This is a genomic window from Streptomyces sp. NPDC059788 (assembly GCF_042732265.1).
Lineage (GTDB): Bacteria > Actinomycetota > Actinomycetes > Streptomycetales > Streptomycetaceae > Streptomyces.
In genome coordinates this window covers 203,640-220,680 of sequence record NZ_JBHWHY010000004.1, presented here as the reverse complement: position 1 = coordinate 220,680, position 17,041 = coordinate 203,640, and the positions used below count along the sequence as shown (strand labels likewise).

At 71.9% G+C, this 17,041-nt stretch carries 18 protein-coding genes; 7 read left to right on the top strand and 11 right to left on the bottom strand.

The window, feature by feature from the left end:
* Positions 1 to 74: 74 nt before the first annotated feature.
* The gene (locus ACFV57_RS05555; protein ID WP_385225986.1) at positions 75 to 866 is read left to right on the top strand and encodes a VOC family protein; all 792 of its coding nucleotides are present in this window, start codon (positions 75 to 77) and stop codon (positions 864 to 866) included.
* A gap of 92 nt (positions 867 to 958) precedes the next feature.
* The gene (locus tag ACFV57_RS05550; protein ID WP_385225984.1) at positions 959 to 1,225 is read left to right on the top strand and encodes an SCO5918 family protein; all 267 of its coding nucleotides are present in this window, start codon (positions 959 to 961) and stop codon (positions 1,223 to 1,225) included.
* 37 nt (positions 1,226 to 1,262) lie between these two features.
* On the opposite strand, the gene ACFV57_RS05545 is transcribed toward ACFV57_RS05550, so the two are convergent.
* The 3 genes from ACFV57_RS05545 to ACFV57_RS05535 form a co-directional block, all read right to left on the bottom strand.
* Positions 1,263 to 2,846 (bottom strand): YfcC family protein, encoded by a 1,584-nt coding sequence (locus ACFV57_RS05545; protein WP_385225982.1) that lies wholly within the window; start codon positions 2,844 to 2,846, stop codon positions 1,263 to 1,265.
* The gene (locus ACFV57_RS05540; protein WP_385226116.1) at positions 2,843 to 4,204 is read right to left on the bottom strand and encodes a M20/M25/M40 family metallo-hydrolase; all 1,362 of its coding nucleotides are present in this window, start codon (positions 4,202 to 4,204) and stop codon (positions 2,843 to 2,845) included. The genes ACFV57_RS05545 and ACFV57_RS05540 overlap by 4 nt, the downstream gene beginning before the upstream one ends.
* Positions 4,205 to 4,638: 434 nt before the next feature.
* Positions 4,639 to 4,884 carry a hypothetical protein gene (locus ACFV57_RS05535; RefSeq protein ID WP_385225980.1) on the bottom strand — a complete coding sequence of 82 codons (246 nt, stop codon included), beginning with the start codon at positions 4,882 to 4,884 and terminating at the stop codon, positions 4,639 to 4,641.
* Between the two features lie 195 nt (positions 4,885 to 5,079).
* Between ACFV57_RS05535 and ACFV57_RS05530 the strand changes: the two genes are divergently transcribed.
* From ACFV57_RS05530 to ACFV57_RS05520, 3 genes are all read left to right on the top strand, one after another.
* The gene (locus ACFV57_RS05530; protein WP_385225978.1) at positions 5,080 to 5,661 is read left to right on the top strand and encodes a TetR/AcrR family transcriptional regulator; all 582 of its coding nucleotides are present in this window, start codon (positions 5,080 to 5,082) and stop codon (positions 5,659 to 5,661) included.
* A 69-nt stretch (positions 5,662 to 5,730) separates the two neighbouring features.
* Positions 5,731 to 6,600 carry a GNAT family N-acetyltransferase gene (locus ACFV57_RS05525; protein ID WP_385225976.1) on the top strand — a complete coding sequence of 290 codons (870 nt, stop codon included), beginning with the start codon at positions 5,731 to 5,733 and terminating at the stop codon, positions 6,598 to 6,600.
* A 102-nt stretch (positions 6,601 to 6,702) separates the two neighbouring features.
* Positions 6,703 to 7,569, top strand: coding sequence for a chitosanase (locus ACFV57_RS05520; RefSeq protein ID WP_385225974.1), 867 nt, complete (start codon positions 6,703 to 6,705; stop codon positions 7,567 to 7,569).
* A 73-nt stretch (positions 7,570 to 7,642) separates the two neighbouring features.
* On the opposite strand, the gene ACFV57_RS05515 is transcribed toward ACFV57_RS05520, so the two are convergent.
* The 8 genes from ACFV57_RS05515 to ACFV57_RS05480 all read right to left on the bottom strand — a co-directional run bounded on the left by ACFV57_RS05515 (position 7,643) and on the right by ACFV57_RS05480 (position 15,060).
* Positions 7,643 to 9,058 (bottom strand): nucleobase:cation symporter-2 family protein, encoded by a 1,416-nt coding sequence (locus ACFV57_RS05515; protein ID WP_385225972.1) that lies wholly within the window; start codon positions 9,056 to 9,058, stop codon positions 7,643 to 7,645.
* A gap of 350 nt (positions 9,059 to 9,408) precedes the next feature.
* A complete protein-coding gene (locus ACFV57_RS05510) occupies positions 9,409 to 10,812 on the bottom strand; it encodes an 8-oxoguanine deaminase (protein ID WP_385225970.1) in 1,404 nt (467 codons plus the stop codon).
* Positions 10,813 to 10,882: 70 nt separating this feature from the next.
* A complete protein-coding gene (locus ACFV57_RS05505; RefSeq protein WP_385225968.1) occupies positions 10,883 to 12,289 on the bottom strand; it encodes a nucleobase:cation symporter-2 family protein in 1,407 nt (468 codons plus the stop codon).
* Between the two features lie 86 nt (positions 12,290 to 12,375).
* Positions 12,376 to 13,299, bottom strand: coding sequence for a factor-independent urate hydroxylase (gene pucL, locus ACFV57_RS05500; protein ID WP_385225966.1), 924 nt, complete (start codon positions 13,297 to 13,299; stop codon positions 12,376 to 12,378).
* Between the two features lie 5 nt (positions 13,300 to 13,304).
* On the bottom strand, positions 13,305 to 13,721 hold the full coding sequence (gene uraH, locus ACFV57_RS05495; protein WP_385225964.1) for a hydroxyisourate hydrolase: 417 nt from the start codon (positions 13,719 to 13,721) through the stop codon (positions 13,305 to 13,307).
* On the bottom strand, positions 13,718 to 14,260 hold the full coding sequence (gene uraD / locus ACFV57_RS05490) for a 2-oxo-4-hydroxy-4-carboxy-5-ureidoimidazoline decarboxylase (RefSeq protein ID WP_385225962.1): 543 nt from the start codon (positions 14,258 to 14,260) through the stop codon (positions 13,718 to 13,720). Before uraD ends, uraH begins: the two co-directional genes overlap by 4 nt.
* Before the next feature lie 162 nt (positions 14,261 to 14,422).
* A complete protein-coding gene (locus ACFV57_RS05485) occupies positions 14,423 to 14,803 on the bottom strand; it encodes a helix-turn-helix domain-containing protein (protein WP_385225960.1) in 381 nt (126 codons plus the stop codon).
* The gene (locus ACFV57_RS05480; protein WP_385226114.1) at positions 14,800 to 15,060 is read right to left on the bottom strand and encodes a hypothetical protein; all 261 of its coding nucleotides are present in this window, start codon (positions 15,058 to 15,060) and stop codon (positions 14,800 to 14,802) included. Before ACFV57_RS05480 ends, ACFV57_RS05485 begins: the two co-directional genes overlap by 4 nt.
* 190 nt (positions 15,061 to 15,250) lie before the next feature.
* Between ACFV57_RS05480 and ACFV57_RS05475 the strand changes: the two genes are divergently transcribed.
* Entirely contained in the window at positions 15,251 to 16,096 is an 846-nt protein-coding gene (locus ACFV57_RS05475; RefSeq protein ID WP_385225958.1) for a TIM barrel protein, read from the top strand.
* A 49-nt stretch (positions 16,097 to 16,145) separates the two neighbouring features.
* On the top strand, positions 16,146 to 17,039 hold the full coding sequence (locus tag ACFV57_RS05470) for a 2-hydroxy-3-oxopropionate reductase (RefSeq protein ID WP_385225956.1): 894 nt from the start codon (positions 16,146 to 16,148) through the stop codon (positions 17,037 to 17,039).
* The last annotated feature ends 2 nt before the right edge of the window (positions 17,040 to 17,041 follow it).

Genomic DNA, 17,041 nt, shown 5'->3' with positions numbered 1-17,041 from the left:
CGCCCCGGGGCCCGGCGCACGGCTCCCTGTCACTCTTTCGGTTAGGCTTACCTAACCAACTCGGGGAGGGTGTCATGACCGCCGCACAGCCGATCCACATCCCGGATCTCCGCACGACGGAAGCACCGCGCTTCGACCATCTGCTGCACTGCGTACCGGATGTGGCCGCGGCCGTACGGGACTACACGGCGGCCGGACTGCCCGCGCACACCAACCCGGTGCACGAGGGCTTCCAGAACGGCGCCTGGCGGCTGGACGACCGGTACGTCGAGATCCTCACCGTCGTCGACCGCGCGGCGTTCGCGCCCTCCGCGTTCGGCCGGGCGACGGCCGGCTGGCAGCCCCGCGTCGACGCGCTCCTGGCGGCCGGCGGCGGGCCGCTGAACTTCGCGGTCCATGTGACGGACACGGCCGCCACCACCGAGCGGCTGCGCCGTGCGGGACACGCCGTCGACGTACACGACTTCTCCTTCCTGGAAGGCCGGGTCACCTTCCAGGAAGTGATGCTGACGGGCGCCGGGGTGCCGCCCTGGGCCCCGTTCTTCATCACCGTTCGCGCCGACCCCGCGCTGCGCCGCGAGCACGAGGCCTCCGGCCGCGTCGACCGCGGGGCCTTCGACCTCGCCGGTTTCCTCGTCGAGACACCCGACCCGCGCGGCGCCGCCGCCTGGCTCGGCGCGCTCACCGGCATCCCGCTGGACGAGGGCGGCACCGTCGTACCGCTCGAAGGCGGCCGGGTGCACTTCGCCGCCGGACCGGCCGACCGCATCACCACTCTGCTGCTGTCGGGTGACCGGCCGCCGCGTACCGAGATCGCCGGACTGCGGGTACGCGGTACGGAAGAAGGGCACACGCGTTCGCGGTGACCCGGATTCGGGTGGCGAACGGGACCCTTGGACGGGCGGGGCGTGAGAGGCTGAGGGCTCAGGCTCCATTCCTGCTCACCCCTTGTTGAGGCATGATGCGTGTCACCATCGCCGGCGTCTTCTTCTACCTGCAGGCGAACGAGGTGGAGCAGAAGATGAGCGCGGTCGACCCGGAGCCCATCAGCGGCGACTCCGTGCTCGTCGGGTCCGTCGCCTACCCCGTCAAGCAGGTCGGGCGGATCGTGACCGGCCAGGACCCGCGGGACTTCAGCGCCGGGGAGATGGTGCGGGCGCTGCGGCAGCTCGGCTTCACCTGCAAGCCCAGGCCCGCTTCGGCCGAGCCGTCCGCACTCCTGTGACGGCGCGGCGCGCGGGCCCGCGCCGACGGGCCCGCGCTCAGGTCATCGCCGCCCCCAGCCCCACGAATCCGCAGATGAGGACGGCGAGGATGGCCAGCAGCGGCCAGACGAAGCGCAGGTACTTGTTGTAGCCGACCTTGGCCAGCGAGACGCCGCCGATGATGACGGCGGTGGTGGGCACCCACAGGTTCATCCAGCCGCTGGCCGCCTGCCAGGCCGTGACGACCACCGCGCGCGAGACGTGCGCGAAGTCGGCCAGCGGCGCCAGGATCGGCATGGCCAGGGTGGCGTGGCCGGACGTGGACGGGATGAGGAAGGCCAGCGGCAGGTTGACGACGTAGACCATGATGCCGAACAGGGCCGACGGGGTGCCGGAGACGGCGCCCTCGACAGCGTGCAGGACGGTATCCGTAATGCGCGAATTGTTCATGATCGTCGTGACGCCGCGCGCCAGCACGATCACCAGGGCCGGGGAGACGAACTCGGCGACGCCCTGCACGAAGGTCGAGCTGAGCTTCTGCTCGCCCATCCGCGCGATGACCCCGACGAGGATCGAGGCGGCGACGAACAGGGCCGCCAACTGGGGGAAGGACCAGCCCAGTTCGAAGGCGTACGGCGCCGCGTCGGCGTCCCCGGTGAGCGCCCCGGACCACGGGATCACCGAGAAGATCATGAAGGCGAACACCAGTGCCACGGTGACCAGCACGGTCTTGTGCAGCCCGGTCAGCGGCGGCGGCTCCGCCGCGTCGTCATCGGCGGCCCGCGCGCGGTCCCGGTCGCCGGGCAGGAACCCGACGATCGAGCGGTCCGGGTCGGCCCGTACGCGGCGCGCGTAGCGCACCACGTAGCCGATGGTCACGCCGGTCAGGACCAGCCACATCGCCACCCGCAGCGCGATGCCGTCGCCGAGCGAGATATCGGCGGCGGAGGAGGCGACCCCGGTGGCGAAGGGGTTGACGGTGGAGCACAGGACGCCGACGCCGGCCCCGAGGATGATCGTCGCGGTGGCCACCATCCGGTCGTAGCCCAGCGCCAGCATCAGCGGCACGACCAGGCCGTAGAAGCCGAGCGTCTCCTCGGCGAAGCCCTCGACCGTGCCGAGCAGCGAGAAGACCGCCATCACGCCGACGATCAGCAGGGCGCCGCGGTCGCGGAGGCGGTGGGCCAGCCGGCCGATGCCGCGGTCCAGCGCGCCGGTGGAGAAGACGACCGTGATGAACGCGCCGATGGCCAGCACGAACAGGAACACGCCCGCGCTGCCGTACAGCTCGCCCGCCAGCGTGGGGCCGACCTGCCCGGACTTGGCGTCCTGCACTCCGTACAGGCCGTTGACGGGCGACAGGAACAGGTCGTTGAGGCGGTCGGTGAAGGACTGGCCGGAGGGTGTGCGGTGGTAGGTGCCCTGCTGCGGGGCGCCGCCGCCGTCGCGGTCGTAGGCGCCGGAGGGGATGAAGAAGGCCAGGACCCAGACCGCGAGGGTCACGATGACCAGGACGGTCAGGGCGCTGGGGAAGGTGAATCCGCGCCGGGGGCCTTCCGGGCCGCCGTCGGCGTGGGCCGTTTCGCCGGCCGTGGGCTGTTCGGCGGGCCGGGGGTTCTCGTCGGGCATCGGGGCGCTCATCCGGCGGCTCCGCTGCGGAACGCGGCGGCGTACTCGCGCAGGAAGACGGCCTCCGCCAGGACGGCACCGCGCAGTTCCGAGAGCAGCACCCGTTCGTCGGGCGCGTGCAGGTTGCACTGTTTGTCCTCGGCGCCGAAGATCAGGACTTCGGCCTCCGGGACGGCCCGTGCGAGGCCGTTGACGAGCGGGATGGAGCCGCCGCCCGCGGCGTGCACGGGCTCGGCGCCCCAGGCCCGGCGCATCGCGGCCTCGGCGGCGCGGTAGGCGGGTCCGCCGGTACGGGCCTCGAAGCCGGCGCCCGCGTCGCCGGGCGTCACGGTCAGCGGGACGCCGAACGGACGCAGCCGCTCCAGATGCCGTACGAGCGCGTCGAGCGCTTCCTGCGGGTCCTGGCGGGGGTGGCAGCGCAGGTTGAGCTTGGCGCGGGCGTACGGCACGACGGCCGAGGCGGCGCCGTCCACGGAGGGCGCGTCCAGGCCCATGACGGTGACGGCCGGGCCGCTCCACAGGCGTTCGCCCAGGCTCCCGGAGCCCAGGAGCGGCATCCCGTCCCGCACGCCGGCCAGGTCGCGGAACTCGGTCTCGGTGAGGCCGGTACCGGACCACGGTTCGCGGCGCAGCCCTTCGACGGCGACGTCGCCGTGTACGTCGTGCAGGGTGGCCAGGGCCTTGAGGAGGGCGAGCAGCGCGTCCGGGGCGGCGCCGCCGTACTCGCCGCTGTGCACGGCCTCGTCGAGGGTGCGCACCTCGACGGTCAGTTCGGCGGCGCCGCGCAGGCCGGTGACGAGCGTGGGCGTACCGGCGCGGAGGTTGCCCGCGTCGGCGATGACCATGGCGTCACAGGCGAAGCGTCCGGGGTCGGTGGGCGGGTAGTCGTCGAAGGCGCTGCCGTACTCCTCCTGGCCCTCGAAGAGGATCTTGATGCCGACCGGGGGACGGCCGCCGTGGGCGCGCAGGGCGCCGAGGTGCACGAGGAGGTTGGCCTTGCAGTCGGCGATGCCGCGGGCCCGGATGGCGGGGCCGCCGTGCGGGTCGTCGAAGTCGGTCGGCTCGAAGGGCGGTGACGTCCACAGCCGGAGGTCGCCCGCGGGCTGGACGTCGTAGTGGCCGTACAGCAGGACGGTGGGGGCGTCGGGGGCGGGCGGCGGGATGGTGCCCGTGATGACCGGCGCGGTGTCGGGGAGGGCCAGTTCGCCGAGGTCGGTGACGCCGGCGGCGCGCAGCAGGGCGAGGAGTTCGTCGCGCGCCGCCAGGACCGGCTCGGGCGGGTGGCCGGGGAAGGCGACCGAGGGGATCGCCGCGAGGCGTTTCAGGTCGTCGCACAGGCCGGGCAGCAGGCCGTCCACGGTGGCTTCCAGGTCGTCCGCGGCCGGGGGCGCGGGGGCCGCGGCCGGCGCTCCGGCGCGGCCGGGAGGTTCGGCACCGGCCGGCGGACCGGCTCTGCGCGAGGGTCCGGTGTCCGGGTGCCGGGCGTGTGGGTGCTGGGCGTTCGGGTCCACCGCGGAACCCCTCTCCGTGGCGTCGGGCGCACACTTGACGGCATTTCAGGTTCAATGCAGCATATCGGGCAAAACGCCGACGCTTCCGGTGTGCGCCGCCCCTCAGGCCGGCGGTCCACCCGGCGCCGACGCGGCCCGCACCGCCGCGTTCCGCAGGCCCGTCAGCCGCCGCGCGTGCGCCATCCGGTTCATCGGCCGCGCCGTGCGCGCCGGCCGCCGGGCCACGGAACGCCGTTCATGATCATACGTACGCAGGGCCGTCCCGACGCCGGGCGACACTCGCAGGGGCCGCGTCAACTCCACGTCGCCCACCAGCGCTTCGCACGCGCTACGCCCCAGGTCTCGGTGACGGCGCCGGTCCCGCCGCCCACCGCGCCGCGCCAGGACGACGCGCCGACGCACCGGGCGCGGCACCGCGGCCCGAACAGCGTCGTGCGCGCGGCACTGTTGAGGCCGTCGGCCGCGGTCACCACGTCGTACGCGCTCTCCGGCTCCCGGATGTCGTCGAACCGTGCTGCCGAAGGTGACCGATCCCGCACCGTCGGCCGACTCGTAGAGGAGGGTCAGCAGTTCAGGACGGATATCGGGCGGACGATGCCACCGGTGCGCCGTGGAGCACGGCGGTGGCGCGCCCGCCGACGACGGCCGCCGTGCGTGAGGTCAGCCCCCTGTCCACACGCTACTATGTTTATAGTGGATCGGCACTACAGACATAGTAGCGAGGGGTGCGCAGGGTGGCACGACGGCGGGACCAGGTCCTGGACGCGGCGATCGAGGTGCTGGGCACGGAAGGGCCGCGACGGCTGACCTATCAGGCGGTGGACGCGGCGGCGGGCGTACCGTCCGGCACCACCTCCAACTACTTCCGCAACCGCGCCGCCCTGATCGACGGCATCGTCGGCCATCTGGAGGCGCTGGAGCGCCACGACTGGGAGGAGTTCGCCCGGCAGGCCGCCCCGTCGGACGTGCCGGAACTCGCGGACGCCGTGACCCGGTTCGTCCGCTGCGCGACCGGCCCGGAGCGCGCCAGGACCGCCGCCCGCTACGCGCTCCGCCTGGAAGCCTCGGCCCGGCCCGGGCTGCGCCCCGCGCTCGCCAAGGAGCGCGCGGCCGTCGTCGGCTGGGGCACGGAGTGGATGCGGCACTTCGGGTCGCCGACGCCGCGGCGGCACTGCGAGATCCTCTTCGACTACCTGGACGGCATCACCTTCCGCCAACTCTCCTTCCCCGTCGAATCCTTCGACCCCGGGCCCGGCGTCACGGAACTGCTCACCCGGCTGCTCGGCGAGCCCGCGGAGCCGACCGCGGCGCCCTGACCTCCGGAAGCGCCACGCCACGGCCGAATTCGATGGCCGCGGCCCACCGCCTGTGGTGGAGTGACGCCGGTGACCAGACAAGACACCGAGCGTGCACGAGCCGCCGCCTACCGCGCGGCGTACGACGAGCAGATGCGGGACCGCGGGTTCGCCCCGGACACGCCGGGCACCGAGCGGGTCGGCCCCGTACTGCGCAGCACCCTGCCCGCACACGGTGGGCTGATCTTCTACCGCGACCTGGGCGGACTGGACGGGGCGGAGCTGGACGCCTTCATCGCCACCCAGCGCGACCACTTCGCGGCCCGCGGCCTGCCGGTCGAGTGGAAGTACCACGGTCACGACCTGCCCGCCGATCTGCCGGACCGGCTGGCGGCGGCCGGGTTCGTGCCGGACGAGCCGGAGACGGTCGTGATCGGCGAGGCCGCGGAGATCGCCGGGCCCCCCGGGGACGCGCCGCTCCCGGAGGGCGTACGGCTCCGGGACGTCACCGAGCGCGCCGACTTCGACCGCATCGGGGAACTGGCCGCCACCGTCTGGGCCGACGACCGGAGCTGGCTGGCGCCGGCCATGGAGGAGTGGGTGGCGGGGCGGGACGGCGACGCGTGCACGGTGACCGTGGCCGAGTCGCTGGCGGGCGAGGTGGTCTCGGCGGCGTGGGTGCGCTTCCACCAGGGCACCGAGTTCGCCTCCCTGTGGGGTGGCTCGACGCTGCCCAACTGGCGCGGCAAGGGCGTCTACCGCGCCCTGGTCGCGCACCGGGCGGCGCTCGCCGCGGCGCGCGGCTTCCGGTACGTGCAGGTCGACGCGCTGGAGTCCAGCCGCCCCGTTCTGAACCGGCTGGGCCTGGTCGGCGCCGCGACAACTGTTCCGTACGTCTGGCAGCCGCCCGCCGATACCGGGTCAAACTCTGCCGGGGCGGATGGGGTTGACGGGAACTGACGGGTTACGGTCCTCCCCGGAGTCTGGTAGGAAAGGTTCCTAACGATTGGGATCCCTCACCGCTCCGTGGCCGACCGGCCCGCTCCCCACTGGAGGACATCCATGCGTGCCCGATCCATAGCCAAGGCGGTCCGCAAGCCCGCCACCGGCATCACCCTCGGTCTGGTCCTGCTCGCCGTACCGGCGACGGCGATCGCCGGTACGGCCGTCGCCGCCCCCGGCCGGGCACCGGCCGCGCCCCACGCCGCCGCCAAGGCCGCGGCCGGTCTGGACGACCCGGCGAAGAAGGAGATCGCCATGCAACTGGTCGCCAGCGCCGAGAACTCCACGCTGGACTGGCGGAAGAAGTACGACTACATCGAGGACATCAAGGACGGCCGCGGCTACACCGCGGGCATCATCGGCTTCTGTTCCGGTACGGGCGACATGCTGGACCTCGTCGAGCTGTACACCAAGCGCAAGCCCGGCAACATCCTGGCGAAGTACCTGCCCGCGCTGCGCAAGGTCAACGGCAGCGCCTCGCACGCGGGCCTGGACCCGACCTACAAGAAGGACTGGGAGAAGGCCGCCCTGGACCCGGCCTTCCAGCAGGCGCAGAACGACGAGCGGGACCGGGTCTACTTCAACCCGGCGGTCAAGCAGGGCAAGGCCGACAAGATCGGCGTACTGGGCCAGTTCGCGTACTACGACGCGACCGTCATGCACGGTGACGGCAGCGACAAGACCAGCTTCTCCAACATCCGCAAGCGCGCCATGGCCAAGGCCAAGACGCCGGCCCAGGGCGGCGACGAGAAGACGTACCTCAACGCCTTCCTGGACGCGCGGGTATGGGCGATGAAGCAGGAGGAGGCGCACAGCGACACCAGCCGCGTGGACACCGCGCAGCGCGTCTTCCTCAAGAAGGGCAACCTGAACCTGAACCCGCCGCTGGACTGGAAGGTGTACGGGGACTCGTACCACATCGGGTGACCGGGGCGGGCAGTTCGGCGGCCCGTACCGTACCGGGGAACCGGCACGGTACGGGCCCGCCGGCCCGCGCGGCTCAGTGCGCCGGTGCCGTCTCCGGATCGCCCACGCCCCGGTCCGGCCGCCGCGGGATCACCTCCAGCGGGGGCTCGCCGCGGCGCCTGCCGATGTGGTTGAAGGCGAGGTTGAGCACGATGGCGACGAGAGCGCCGGTGCTGATGCCGGAGTCCAGGACGACCAGCATGTCCTTGGGGAAGTCGTGGTAGAACCGCGGCGCCGCGATGGGTATCAGCCCGACGCCGACGGAGGCCGCGACGATCAGCGCGTTCTCGCCCTTGTGCATCGCGGCCGCGGCCAGGGTCTGGATGCCGCTGGCGGCCACCGACCCGAACAGCACGATGCCCGCGCCGCCCAGGACCGGCAGCGGCACCAGGGAGATCACCGACGCGGCGACCGGGGACAGGCCCAGCACGATCAGGATCAGGCCACCGGTGGCGACGACGAACCGGCTGCGCACCCCGGTCATCGCGACCAGGCCGATGTTCTGCGCGAAGGCGCTGTTGGCGAAGCCGTTGAAGAGCGGGCTGAGGGCGGTGCCGAGGGTGTCGGCGCGCAGGCCGCCCTCGATGGTGCGCTCGTCCGCGGGCCGGTCCACGATCTTGCCGAGGGCGAGCATGTCGGCGGTGGACTCGGTCATGCACACCAGCATGACGATGCCCATGCTGACGATGGCTGCCGCGTCGAACTGGGGCGCGCCGAAGTGGAACGGGGTCGGGAAGCCGACCGGGGCCGCCCCGGCGATCGACCCGAAGTCCGTGATGCCGACGGGTATCGCGATCAGCGTGCCGGCGACCAGGCCGAGCAGGATGGAGATCTGCTGGAGGAAGCCGCGCAGCACCCGGCGCAGGACGAGCACGATGACGAAGGTGAGCGCCGCCATGCCGATATTGGTGAGCGAACCGTAGTCCTGCGCGGCGGCATTGCCGCCCTGTGACCAGTTGAAGGCGACGGGCAGCAGGGACACCCCGATCAGGGTGATCACGGTGCCGGTGACCACCGGCGGGAAGAACCGCACCAGCTTGGAGAAGTAGGGGGCGATCAGGAAGCCGAGGACGCCGGCGACGATCACGGCGCCGAAGATGACGGGCAGCGCGTCGTGCGGGCTCTGCGCCTTGCCGACGGCGACCATCGGGGTGACGCCGGCGAACGAGACGCCGTTGACGAACGGCAGTCTGGCGCCGATCTTCCAGAAGCCGAGGGTCTGCAGCAGGGTGGCGATGCCCGCGGTGAAGAGGCTGGCGCCCATCAGGAACGCGGTCTCGGTGGGGCCGAGCCCGCAGGCCGGGCCGACGATCATCGGCGGGGCCACCACGCCCGCGTACATCGCGGCCACGTGCTGCAGGCCGCTGGTGAACATCTTGAAGGGCGGGAGGGTCTCGTCGACCGGATGCTTCCGGTCGCCCTGCGCCGTCCGCCCGGAGGGTGCGGCCACTGCGGGCCTCCTTCGATTTCTGCGCCGCAGGGGGGCGGCGGCGCGAGGCTGTCACGGAGGGCATGCGTCGGGTGCGGTGGGGCAGCGGTCCGCGCTTGTGGCGCGTCGAGCGGGGTGACGGGTCATCACCTGGGTGGGTGCACGGGTCGTTGCACGGCGTGGGGCATGGGTTGGCGCATGGGCGTCAATGGGGGGTGACGATGGTAATAATGCGCAGCATTACCGGGCCGGGGGCACGAAGGGACCTCCGTGCCCCCGGGTTCCGGCGCTTGTGGACCCCGCTCGGATCCACAAGCTCCCGGCCGGGGCCGTCCCCCCGGCCGAGTTCTCGGGTCGCCGCCGGGCGGGGATCAGCCCTCGGCGGCGATACGGGCCAGGCGCCGGGCCTCGGCCCGCGCGGTACGGGCGACGGTGTCCTCGTCGACGTTGGTCAGCCGGCCGTCCTCGACCACCGGCGCGCCGTCGACCAGGGACAGGGTGACGGGCGCCGCGGCGCCGAAGACCAGCGCGGTCACCGGGTCGGCGATGGTGGAGTGGGCCAGGCCGTCCAGCTTCCACAGCACCAGGTCGGCCAGCTTGCCGGCCTCCAGCGAGCCGATCTCCGCCGTACGGCCCAGCACCTGGGCGCCGCCGTAGGTGCCCAGGCGCAGCGCCTTACGGGCGTCCAGGGCCGCTTCCCGGTGCGCGCCGAGGCGGTTGATCAGCAGCGCGTTGCGCAGTTCGGTGTGCAGTTCGCCGCTCTCGTTGGAGGCGGTGCCGTCCACGCCGAGGCCGACCGGTACGCCCGCCGCGAGCATGTCGGGGACGCGGGCGATGCCGGCGCCGAGGCGCGCGTTGGAGGACGGGCAGTGCGCCACGCCGGTCTTCGTACGGGCGAAGGCGGCGATGTCGGAGTCGTTCATGTGGACGCAGTGCGCCATCCACACGTCCTCGCCGAGCCAGCCGGTGGTCTCGAAGTAGGCGGTCGGGCCCATGCCGAACAGCTCGTGGCAGAACTTCTCCTCCTCGACCGTCTCCGAGCCGTGGGTGTGCATCCGCACGCCCTTGCGGCGGGCCAGCTCGGCGCCCTGCCGCAGGAGTTCGGTGGAGATCGAGAACGGCGAGCAGGGCGCCACCGCGATGTGCACCATGGAGCCGAAGGAGCCGTCGTGGTGGGTGTCGATGGCCTCCTCGGTGGCCTTCAGCGCGCCCTCGGTGGTCTCGACGGCGAAGTCCGGCGGCAGTCCCCCGTCCTTCTCGCCGCGGTCCATCGACCCGCGGGCCAGCGTCATCCGGGCGCCGATCTCGCGGACCGCGGCCAGTTCGGCGCCGACCAGGTCGCCGCAGCCGCGCGGGAAGACGTAGTGGTGGTCCGAGGCGGTGGTGACACCGCCCTTGACCATCGTGGCCAGCGACCCCTGGGTGGCCGCGGCGAGCATCGGCGCGTCGATGCGGGCCCAGGTCGGGTACAGGGCCACCAGCCAGTTGAAGAGGTTGTGGTCGGTGGCCAGGCCGCGGGTGATCCACTGGTAGAAGTGGTGGTGGGTGTTGACCAGGCCGGGGGTGGCCAGGTGGCCGGTGCCGTCGATACGGCGGACGACGTTCCGCAGGCCCTCGGGAGCCTGGCCCGCGCCCACCGATTCGATGAGATTGCCCGCGACGACGACATGGCCCGAGGCGTACTCGGTGCCGTCGGCGTCGACGGTCGCGATGGCGCAGTTCTCGATGACGACGCGCCGCGTCGCCGCGCTGTCAGAGGCTGCCGGTGCTGCCATGGTGCTTCCTCCAGGATGGTGGCAGGGGTCCCCCTGCTCCGCGGGAGCTCGGGGAGGGCACGGCATGGCCCTACGGGATTTGAGTGCCGGAGCCGGGCGAGGCGGCTGACAGTACCGCTGCCCCTTGGGTGGTCCGGGTGCCGAGATGATGGAAGAACAGGTTGAGCAGGACCGCGACGAGCGCCCCGGCGCTGATGCCGGAGCCGAGCACGGTCTGTGCCCAGGCGGGGAAGTCCTCGTAGAACCTCGGGGCGGCGAGCGGGATGATGCCCGCGCCCAGCGAGACGGCCACCAGGATGATGTTGGAGCTGTCGTCGAGGCCGGCCTCGGAGAGCGTACGGATGCCGCTGACCGCGATCGAGCCGAACAGGACGATGCCGGCGCCGCCGAGGACGGGCATCGGCACGAGGTTGACGACCGCGCCGAGGACGGGAAAGGCGCCGAGGACGAGCAGGGTGGCGCCCGCGGCGGCGACGACGTAGCGGCTGCGTACCCGGGTCAGCGAGACGACACCGACGTTCTGCGCGAAGGCGCTGGTGGGAAAGCCGCCGAAGACGGGCCCGACGAGGGTGGCGAGGCCGTCGGTGCGCAGGCCGCGGGTGAGGGTGCGCCCGGTCGTGGGCCGTTCGCAGATCTCGCCGAGGGCGAGCATCCCGGCCGCCGACTCGGTCATCAGGACCAGCATCACGATGCACAGGGACAGCACGGCGGCGGGCTGGAACTCCGGCGCGCCGAAGGCGAAGGGGGTGGGCAGCGCGACGACGGGCGACTCGCGCAGCGCGTCGAAGCTCGCCATGCCGAACGGAAGCGCGGCGAGGGTGCCCGCCACCATGCCCGCAAGGAGCGCGATCTGTTTGACGAATCCCCGGGTGAAGCGCTGGATCAGCAGGATGACCGCGAGCGTGAACGCGGCGAGCGCCAGGTGCTTCATGGAGCCGAAGTCGGCGGCCCCCTTGTCGCCGCCCTGCGCCCAGCCGACCGGTACGGGCATCAGGGTGACGCCGATGAGCGTGATGACGACGCCGGTGACCAGCGGCGGGAAGTAGCGCAGCAGTCTGCCGAAGAACGGCCCGACGGCCAGGCAGAAGGCCCCGGCGACCATCACCGCCCCGTATATGGCGGGGAGTTGGTGGCCTTCGGCGGTGGTCTCGGCGATGGCGAGCATCGGGGTGATGCCGGCCGAGGAGGCGGCGTTGACGAACGGCAGCCGGTTTCCGGCGAACTTCCCGGCGCCGAGGGTCTGCAGGAGGGTCGCGAGTCCGGCGATGAGCAGGCTGGCGGCGATCAGCCGGGTGCGGCCGGGGGTGTCCAGGCCGGTGGCCTGGCCGATGATGAGCGGAGGGGTGACGACGCCGGCGTACATGGCGGCGATGTGCTGGAGGGCGGCGGGGACGAGCCGCTTGGGGGCCGGCTTCTCGTCCACCGGGTGGACCGGTGGGACGGGGTGTTTCTCAACGTGCGGTGGCTGTGCGGCCATGGGTCGCGTTCCCCTCAGGATTCGCGGTCCCTCCCCGCTGCGGGACGGGGAGGGACGGGCGCGGCACGGCGCTGCGTCGAAAGCCGTCAGAGGTTGGTCAGATCCATCGGGATCGCGGCTTCGACACCGTCGCGCAGGACAGTGGCTTCTATCAGGCCGTACGGGCGGTCCGCCGCGTAGTAGACCTCATGGTCGTTCTTCAGGCCGAAGGGCTCCAGGTCCACGAGGAAGTGGTGCTTGTTCGGCAGCGAGAACCGCACCTCGTCGATCTCCGCGCGGTTGTTGATGATCCGTGAGCCCATCTGGTAGAGGGTCTGCTGCAGCGAGAGGCTGTAGGTCTCCGCGAAGGCGTGCAGCAGGTGCTTCCTGACCTGGGCGTAGGAGCGTTCCCAGTTGGGCATCCGCTGGTCGTCGTCGGTCCAGTTGAACCGCCAGCGGCCGGACACCTCGGTGGCCAGGATGCGGTCGTAGGCCTCCTTGAGCGTCGTGTACTGATCCTTGATGTAGCCCCAGAACTCGGAGTGGGTGGAGTTCATCACGACGAGGTCCTTCAGGCCGGAGATCACCTGCCAGCGCTCACCGTCGTAGGTGATCTGCGTCAGCCGGGTCTCCTGGCTCTTGCGGGCGAAGGAGTGCCGGACCTCGTCGGCGCCGATGAACCTGGCGCCGGCCTCGGAGGTCTCGATGCGCTCCCAGGCGTACTCCTCGATGCGGATGCGGGCCTTCTTGATCGGCTCCTGGCTGGTGACGAAGTGCCGGGCCAGGTGGATGCCGAACTGCTCGGCCGACTCGATGCCGTGCTCCTTGGCGAAGGCGTACACGGTGTTCTTCGTCGTGTCGGTGGGCAGGCAGTGGGCGTTGGAGCCGGAGAGGTGGACCTCTTCGAGGTCGCCGGAGAGCGCGACCGAGACGTTCAGGTCCTTGATGTGGTGGGTGTCGCCGTCCCGGGTGATCCGGACGACGCGGTTTTCCGCCTTGCCGTACTGGTTCTGGCCGAGAATCGTGGGCATCGGTGCTAGCTCCCTCGGTATACGGAGTAGCCGAACGGGTTGAGCAGCAGCGGTACGTGGTAGTGCTCACCCGGTTTGACGGCGAAGGTGATCGCCACCTCCGGGAAGAAAGCTCCGCTGTCCCTTGCGCGGGGGGCGTCCTGCTGTTCCTCGGCTTGCTGGTCGGCTGTTACGGCCTTGCCGGCGAGGTACGCCTCGGTCGCGAAGTCCAGGCGTACGTGGGTGGTGTCCGCCGGCAGCGCCGGCAGGTCCTTGCAGCGCCCGTCCGCGTCGGTCTCGGAGGCGCCGTGCGCGCTCCAGTCCCCGTCGTGTCCGGAGCGTACCGAGAGCGTGAGGGCGACGCCCTCCGCGGGGCGGCCCACGCTGGTGTCCAGGATGTGCGTGGACACCGACGTCTCGTGCCGGGCCGTCTCGCTGCTCATGGTCGTGCCCCTTCGGCGGCGTCTGCCGGGTCCGTCGCGTCGTCGACGAGGCGGCCCAGCCGGATGCGGTTGATCTTGCCCAGTTCCCTACGCACGATCTCGCGTTCTTGTTCCGGCGTGTTGTCGAGCCGGTTACGGGCGGCGTCACGCAGTTGCGCACCGGTCCGGCCGGTGGCGCAGATCAGGAAGACATGCCCGAACTTCTCCTGATAGGCGAGGTTGAGTTCGAGCATCTCCGCCTTGAGGCCGTCGCCGGCCGCGGACATCCCCCGCTGTTCGCGGGAGGAGGTCGCGTCGCCCGGCGTGGGCCGGCCGATGGGCGGGTGTCCGGCCATCGCCTCGGCCAGGTCCGCCGCGCTCAGCTCGGCCATGGCGGCGTCGCTGGCGGCGAACAGGGCGTCGGTGGTGGCGTACGGGCGCCGGGCGAGGAGCAGGCTCCCCCACGTTTCGCTGGCGCACGCCTCGCGCAGTGCGGCACGGGCCGCACTGTCGGCGGCGGCGTTGAACCGGGCGAGACCCGGCGTCGGAATCGAAGACACGGGAAGCCTCCGTGGCCTGGTGCTGTACGGGCTCTGCTGTGGCTGGAAACAGCTAAGACCTCCGGCAACATCACGTCAACACTTTGTTGAAAACTCGGCAACAAGAAAGCCGCCGTCCGGTTCACCCGGACGGCGGCGGTCCCAGAACCCCCCGAACCGGGGTCAGTCGGCGCCCTTCGCCGCGTTGTCCCTGTTCAGGTAGTTGTAGACGGTGAAGCGGCTGACACCGAGCGCACCGGCGACGGTCTCGACCCCGTGCCGTACGGAAAACGCGCCGCGCGCCTCCAGAATCCGCACCACCGACTGCTTGGTGCGGCGGTCCAGTTCACTGAGCGGCATACCGTGCCGGCGCTGGAGCTCGGCGAGGAGGTGATCCAGCGAGTCGGACAGGTGCGGCAGCCGTACGGCCACCCGGTCCCGCCCCTCCCAGGCCAGGACGACATCGTCACCCTGCGCCTGCTCCGGCGCGACCATCTCCGCGCCCATGGCGTCCACCAGCGGCTTCACCGCCTGGACGAACGGGTGATCGGCGGGCTCGGTCACGTCGCGTCCTCCCCGGCCGGCGCGATCACGTTGACCTGGAGGGAGATCCGGGTGGCACCGGCCTCCAGGGATTTGCGCAGCAGCGCGTCGACCGCGGAGAGCACCTTCTCACCCTCCCCCTCGGCCGTGTTGCCGAACGGACCGACGTCGACGGCGTCCAGCCCGGCACCCGTGATGATCTCGCGCCCCACGACCGCGTGGGCGGGCGCTTCGTCCAGATCGAACGGTTCCGTCGTGAATTCCACTCGCAATCGCACCATGCCCCCAAACTAGCGCCGCCCGCCCACACCCATCTCCGGGCCCCAAGACTCCGCGCACCCACCCGGCGGCGAGCGGCGCCGCGGCTTCGCCCCCGCGGTCCGCACCTCTTGACAGGTCACGAGATTCGCAGGCAATGTTCCAAGCAGCAGAAAGAAAGTTCCGCAATACGGAAGGGCGCTCACCCTCATGGGTTTCTCGGATGCGCGTTTCAACGTCAACCTGTCGATCCTGTTCACCGAGCTGCCGCTGCTGGAACGCCCGGCGGCCGCGGCGGCCGCCGGCTTCGACGCGGTGGAGCTGTGGTGGCCGTGGACCGACGCCCCGGACCCCGGACAGCGGAGGCTGGACGCCCTGCGCGACGCCCTGTGCGACGCGAAGACCCAGCTGGTCGGCCTGAACTTCTACGCCGGACAGCTGCCGGGACCCGACCGCGGCGCCCTGTCCGTTCCAGGGGAGGAGTCCGAGCGCTTCCGGGCCAATGTGGACGTGGCCGCGGACTTCGCGCAGTCGCTGGGCTGCACCGCGCTCAACGCCCTGTACGGCAACCGTGTCGAGGGCGCCGATCCGGCCGCCCAGGACGCCCTGGCCCTGGAGAACCTGACGCTGGCCGCCCGCGCCGCCCACCGCGTCGGCGCCACCCTGCTCGTCGAGGCTCTCAACGCGCCGGAGTCGCCGCACTGCCCGATCGTCTCCGCGCCCAGGGCGATCGAGGTGGTCGACGCGGTCAACGCCGCCACCGGCCTGGGCAACGCCCGCTTCTTGATGGACCTCTACCACCTGGCCATGAACGGCGAGGACCTGCACGAGGTCATCGACCGCCACACCGCGAAGACCGGCCACGTCCAGATCGCCGACAGCCCCGGCCGCGGCGCCCCCGGCACCGGGACCCTCCCGCTGGAAGACCTCCTCGACCGGCTGCGCGCCAACGGCTACGACGGCTGGACCGGCCTGGAGTACAAGCCCGGAGACCGCCCCAGCGCCGAGGCCTTCGCCTGGCTGCCGCACTCCCTGCGCGCCGGCGCCCGCCCCTGAACCCCGCACCGGCCCCCGGCCGGTCCCCCGCCCCCGAAAGGCACCCCGTATGAGCACTCTTCCCAACATCGCGTGGATCGGGCTGGGCATCATGGGCGCGCCCATGGCCGAAAACCTGCTCAAGGCCGGCTACCAGGTCACCGGCTACACCCTGGAACCGGACAAGCTGGAGCGGCTGGCCGCGGCCGGCGGCACCCCGGCCGCCTCCGTCGCCGAGGCGGTCCGCGCGGCCGACGTCGTCATCACCATGGTGCCCGCCTCCCCGCAGGTCGAGGCCGTCGCCTACGGGCCGGACGGCATCCTGGCCCACGCCCGCCCGAACACCCTGCTGATCGACATGTCCTCGATCACCCCGCAGACCTCCGTCGACCTGGCGGGCGCCGCCGCCGAACGCGGCATCCGCGTCCTGGACGCCCCGGTCTCCGGCGGCGAGGCCGGCGCCGTCGAGGCGGTGCTGTCCATCATGGTCGGCGGCCACCAGGACGACTTCGACGCCGCCCGGCCGCTGTTCGAGACCCTCGGCAAGACGATCGTGCGGTGCGGGCCGCACGGCGCCGGGCAGACCGTCAAGGCCGCCAACCAGCTGATCGTCGCCGTCAACCTCCAGGCCTGCGCCGAAGCCGTCGTCTTCCTGGAGAAGTCCGGCGTCGACCTCGCCGCCGCCCTGGACGTCCTGAACGGCGGGCTGGCCGGCTCCACCGTCCTGACCCGCAAGAAGGACAACTTCCGCACCCGCGACTTCCGGCCCGGCTTCCGCATCGACCTGCACCACAAGGACATGGGCATCGTCACGGACGCCGCCCGCTCCGTCGGCGCCGCCCTGCCCGTCGGCGGCGTCGTCGCCGGCCTCGTCGCCGCCCTGCGCGCCCAGGGCGACGGCCACCTCGACCACTCCGCCCTCCTGCGCGGCGTAGAACGGCTCTCCGGCCACACCACCGGCTGACA

What these genes read in the sequence shown, in the direction of transcription:
- ACFV57_RS05555 (WP_385225986.1), top strand. Translation starts at nt 75, where the DNA reads ATGACCGCCGCACAGCCGATCCACATCCCGGATCTCCGCACGACGGAA.
- ACFV57_RS05550 (WP_385225984.1), top strand. Translation starts at nt 959, where the DNA reads ATGATGCGTGTCACCATCGCCGGCGTCTTCTTCTACCTGCAGGCGAAC.
- ACFV57_RS05545 (WP_385225982.1), bottom strand. Translation starts at nt 2,846, where the DNA reads ATGAGCGCCCCGATGCCCGACGAGAACCCCCGGCCCGCCGAACAGCCC.
- ACFV57_RS05520 (WP_385225974.1), top strand. Translation starts at nt 6,703, where the DNA reads ATGCGTGCCCGATCCATAGCCAAGGCGGTCCGCAAGCCCGCCACCGGC.
- ACFV57_RS05510 (WP_385225970.1), bottom strand. Translation starts at nt 10,812, where the DNA reads ATGGCAGCACCGGCAGCCTCTGACAGCGCGGCGACGCGGCGCGTCGTC.
- ACFV57_RS05505 (WP_385225968.1), bottom strand. Translation starts at nt 12,289, where the DNA reads ATGGCCGCACAGCCACCGCACGTTGAGAAACACCCCGTCCCACCGGTC.
- pucL (WP_385225966.1), bottom strand. Translation starts at nt 13,299, where the DNA reads ATGCCCACGATTCTCGGCCAGAACCAGTACGGCAAGGCGGAAAACCGC.
- uraH (WP_385225964.1), bottom strand. Translation starts at nt 13,721, where the DNA reads ATGAGCAGCGAGACGGCCCGGCACGAGACGTCGGTGTCCACGCACATC.
- ACFV57_RS05475 (WP_385225958.1), top strand. Translation starts at nt 15,251, where the DNA reads ATGGGTTTCTCGGATGCGCGTTTCAACGTCAACCTGTCGATCCTGTTC.
- ACFV57_RS05470 (WP_385225956.1), top strand. Translation starts at nt 16,146, where the DNA reads ATGAGCACTCTTCCCAACATCGCGTGGATCGGGCTGGGCATCATGGGC.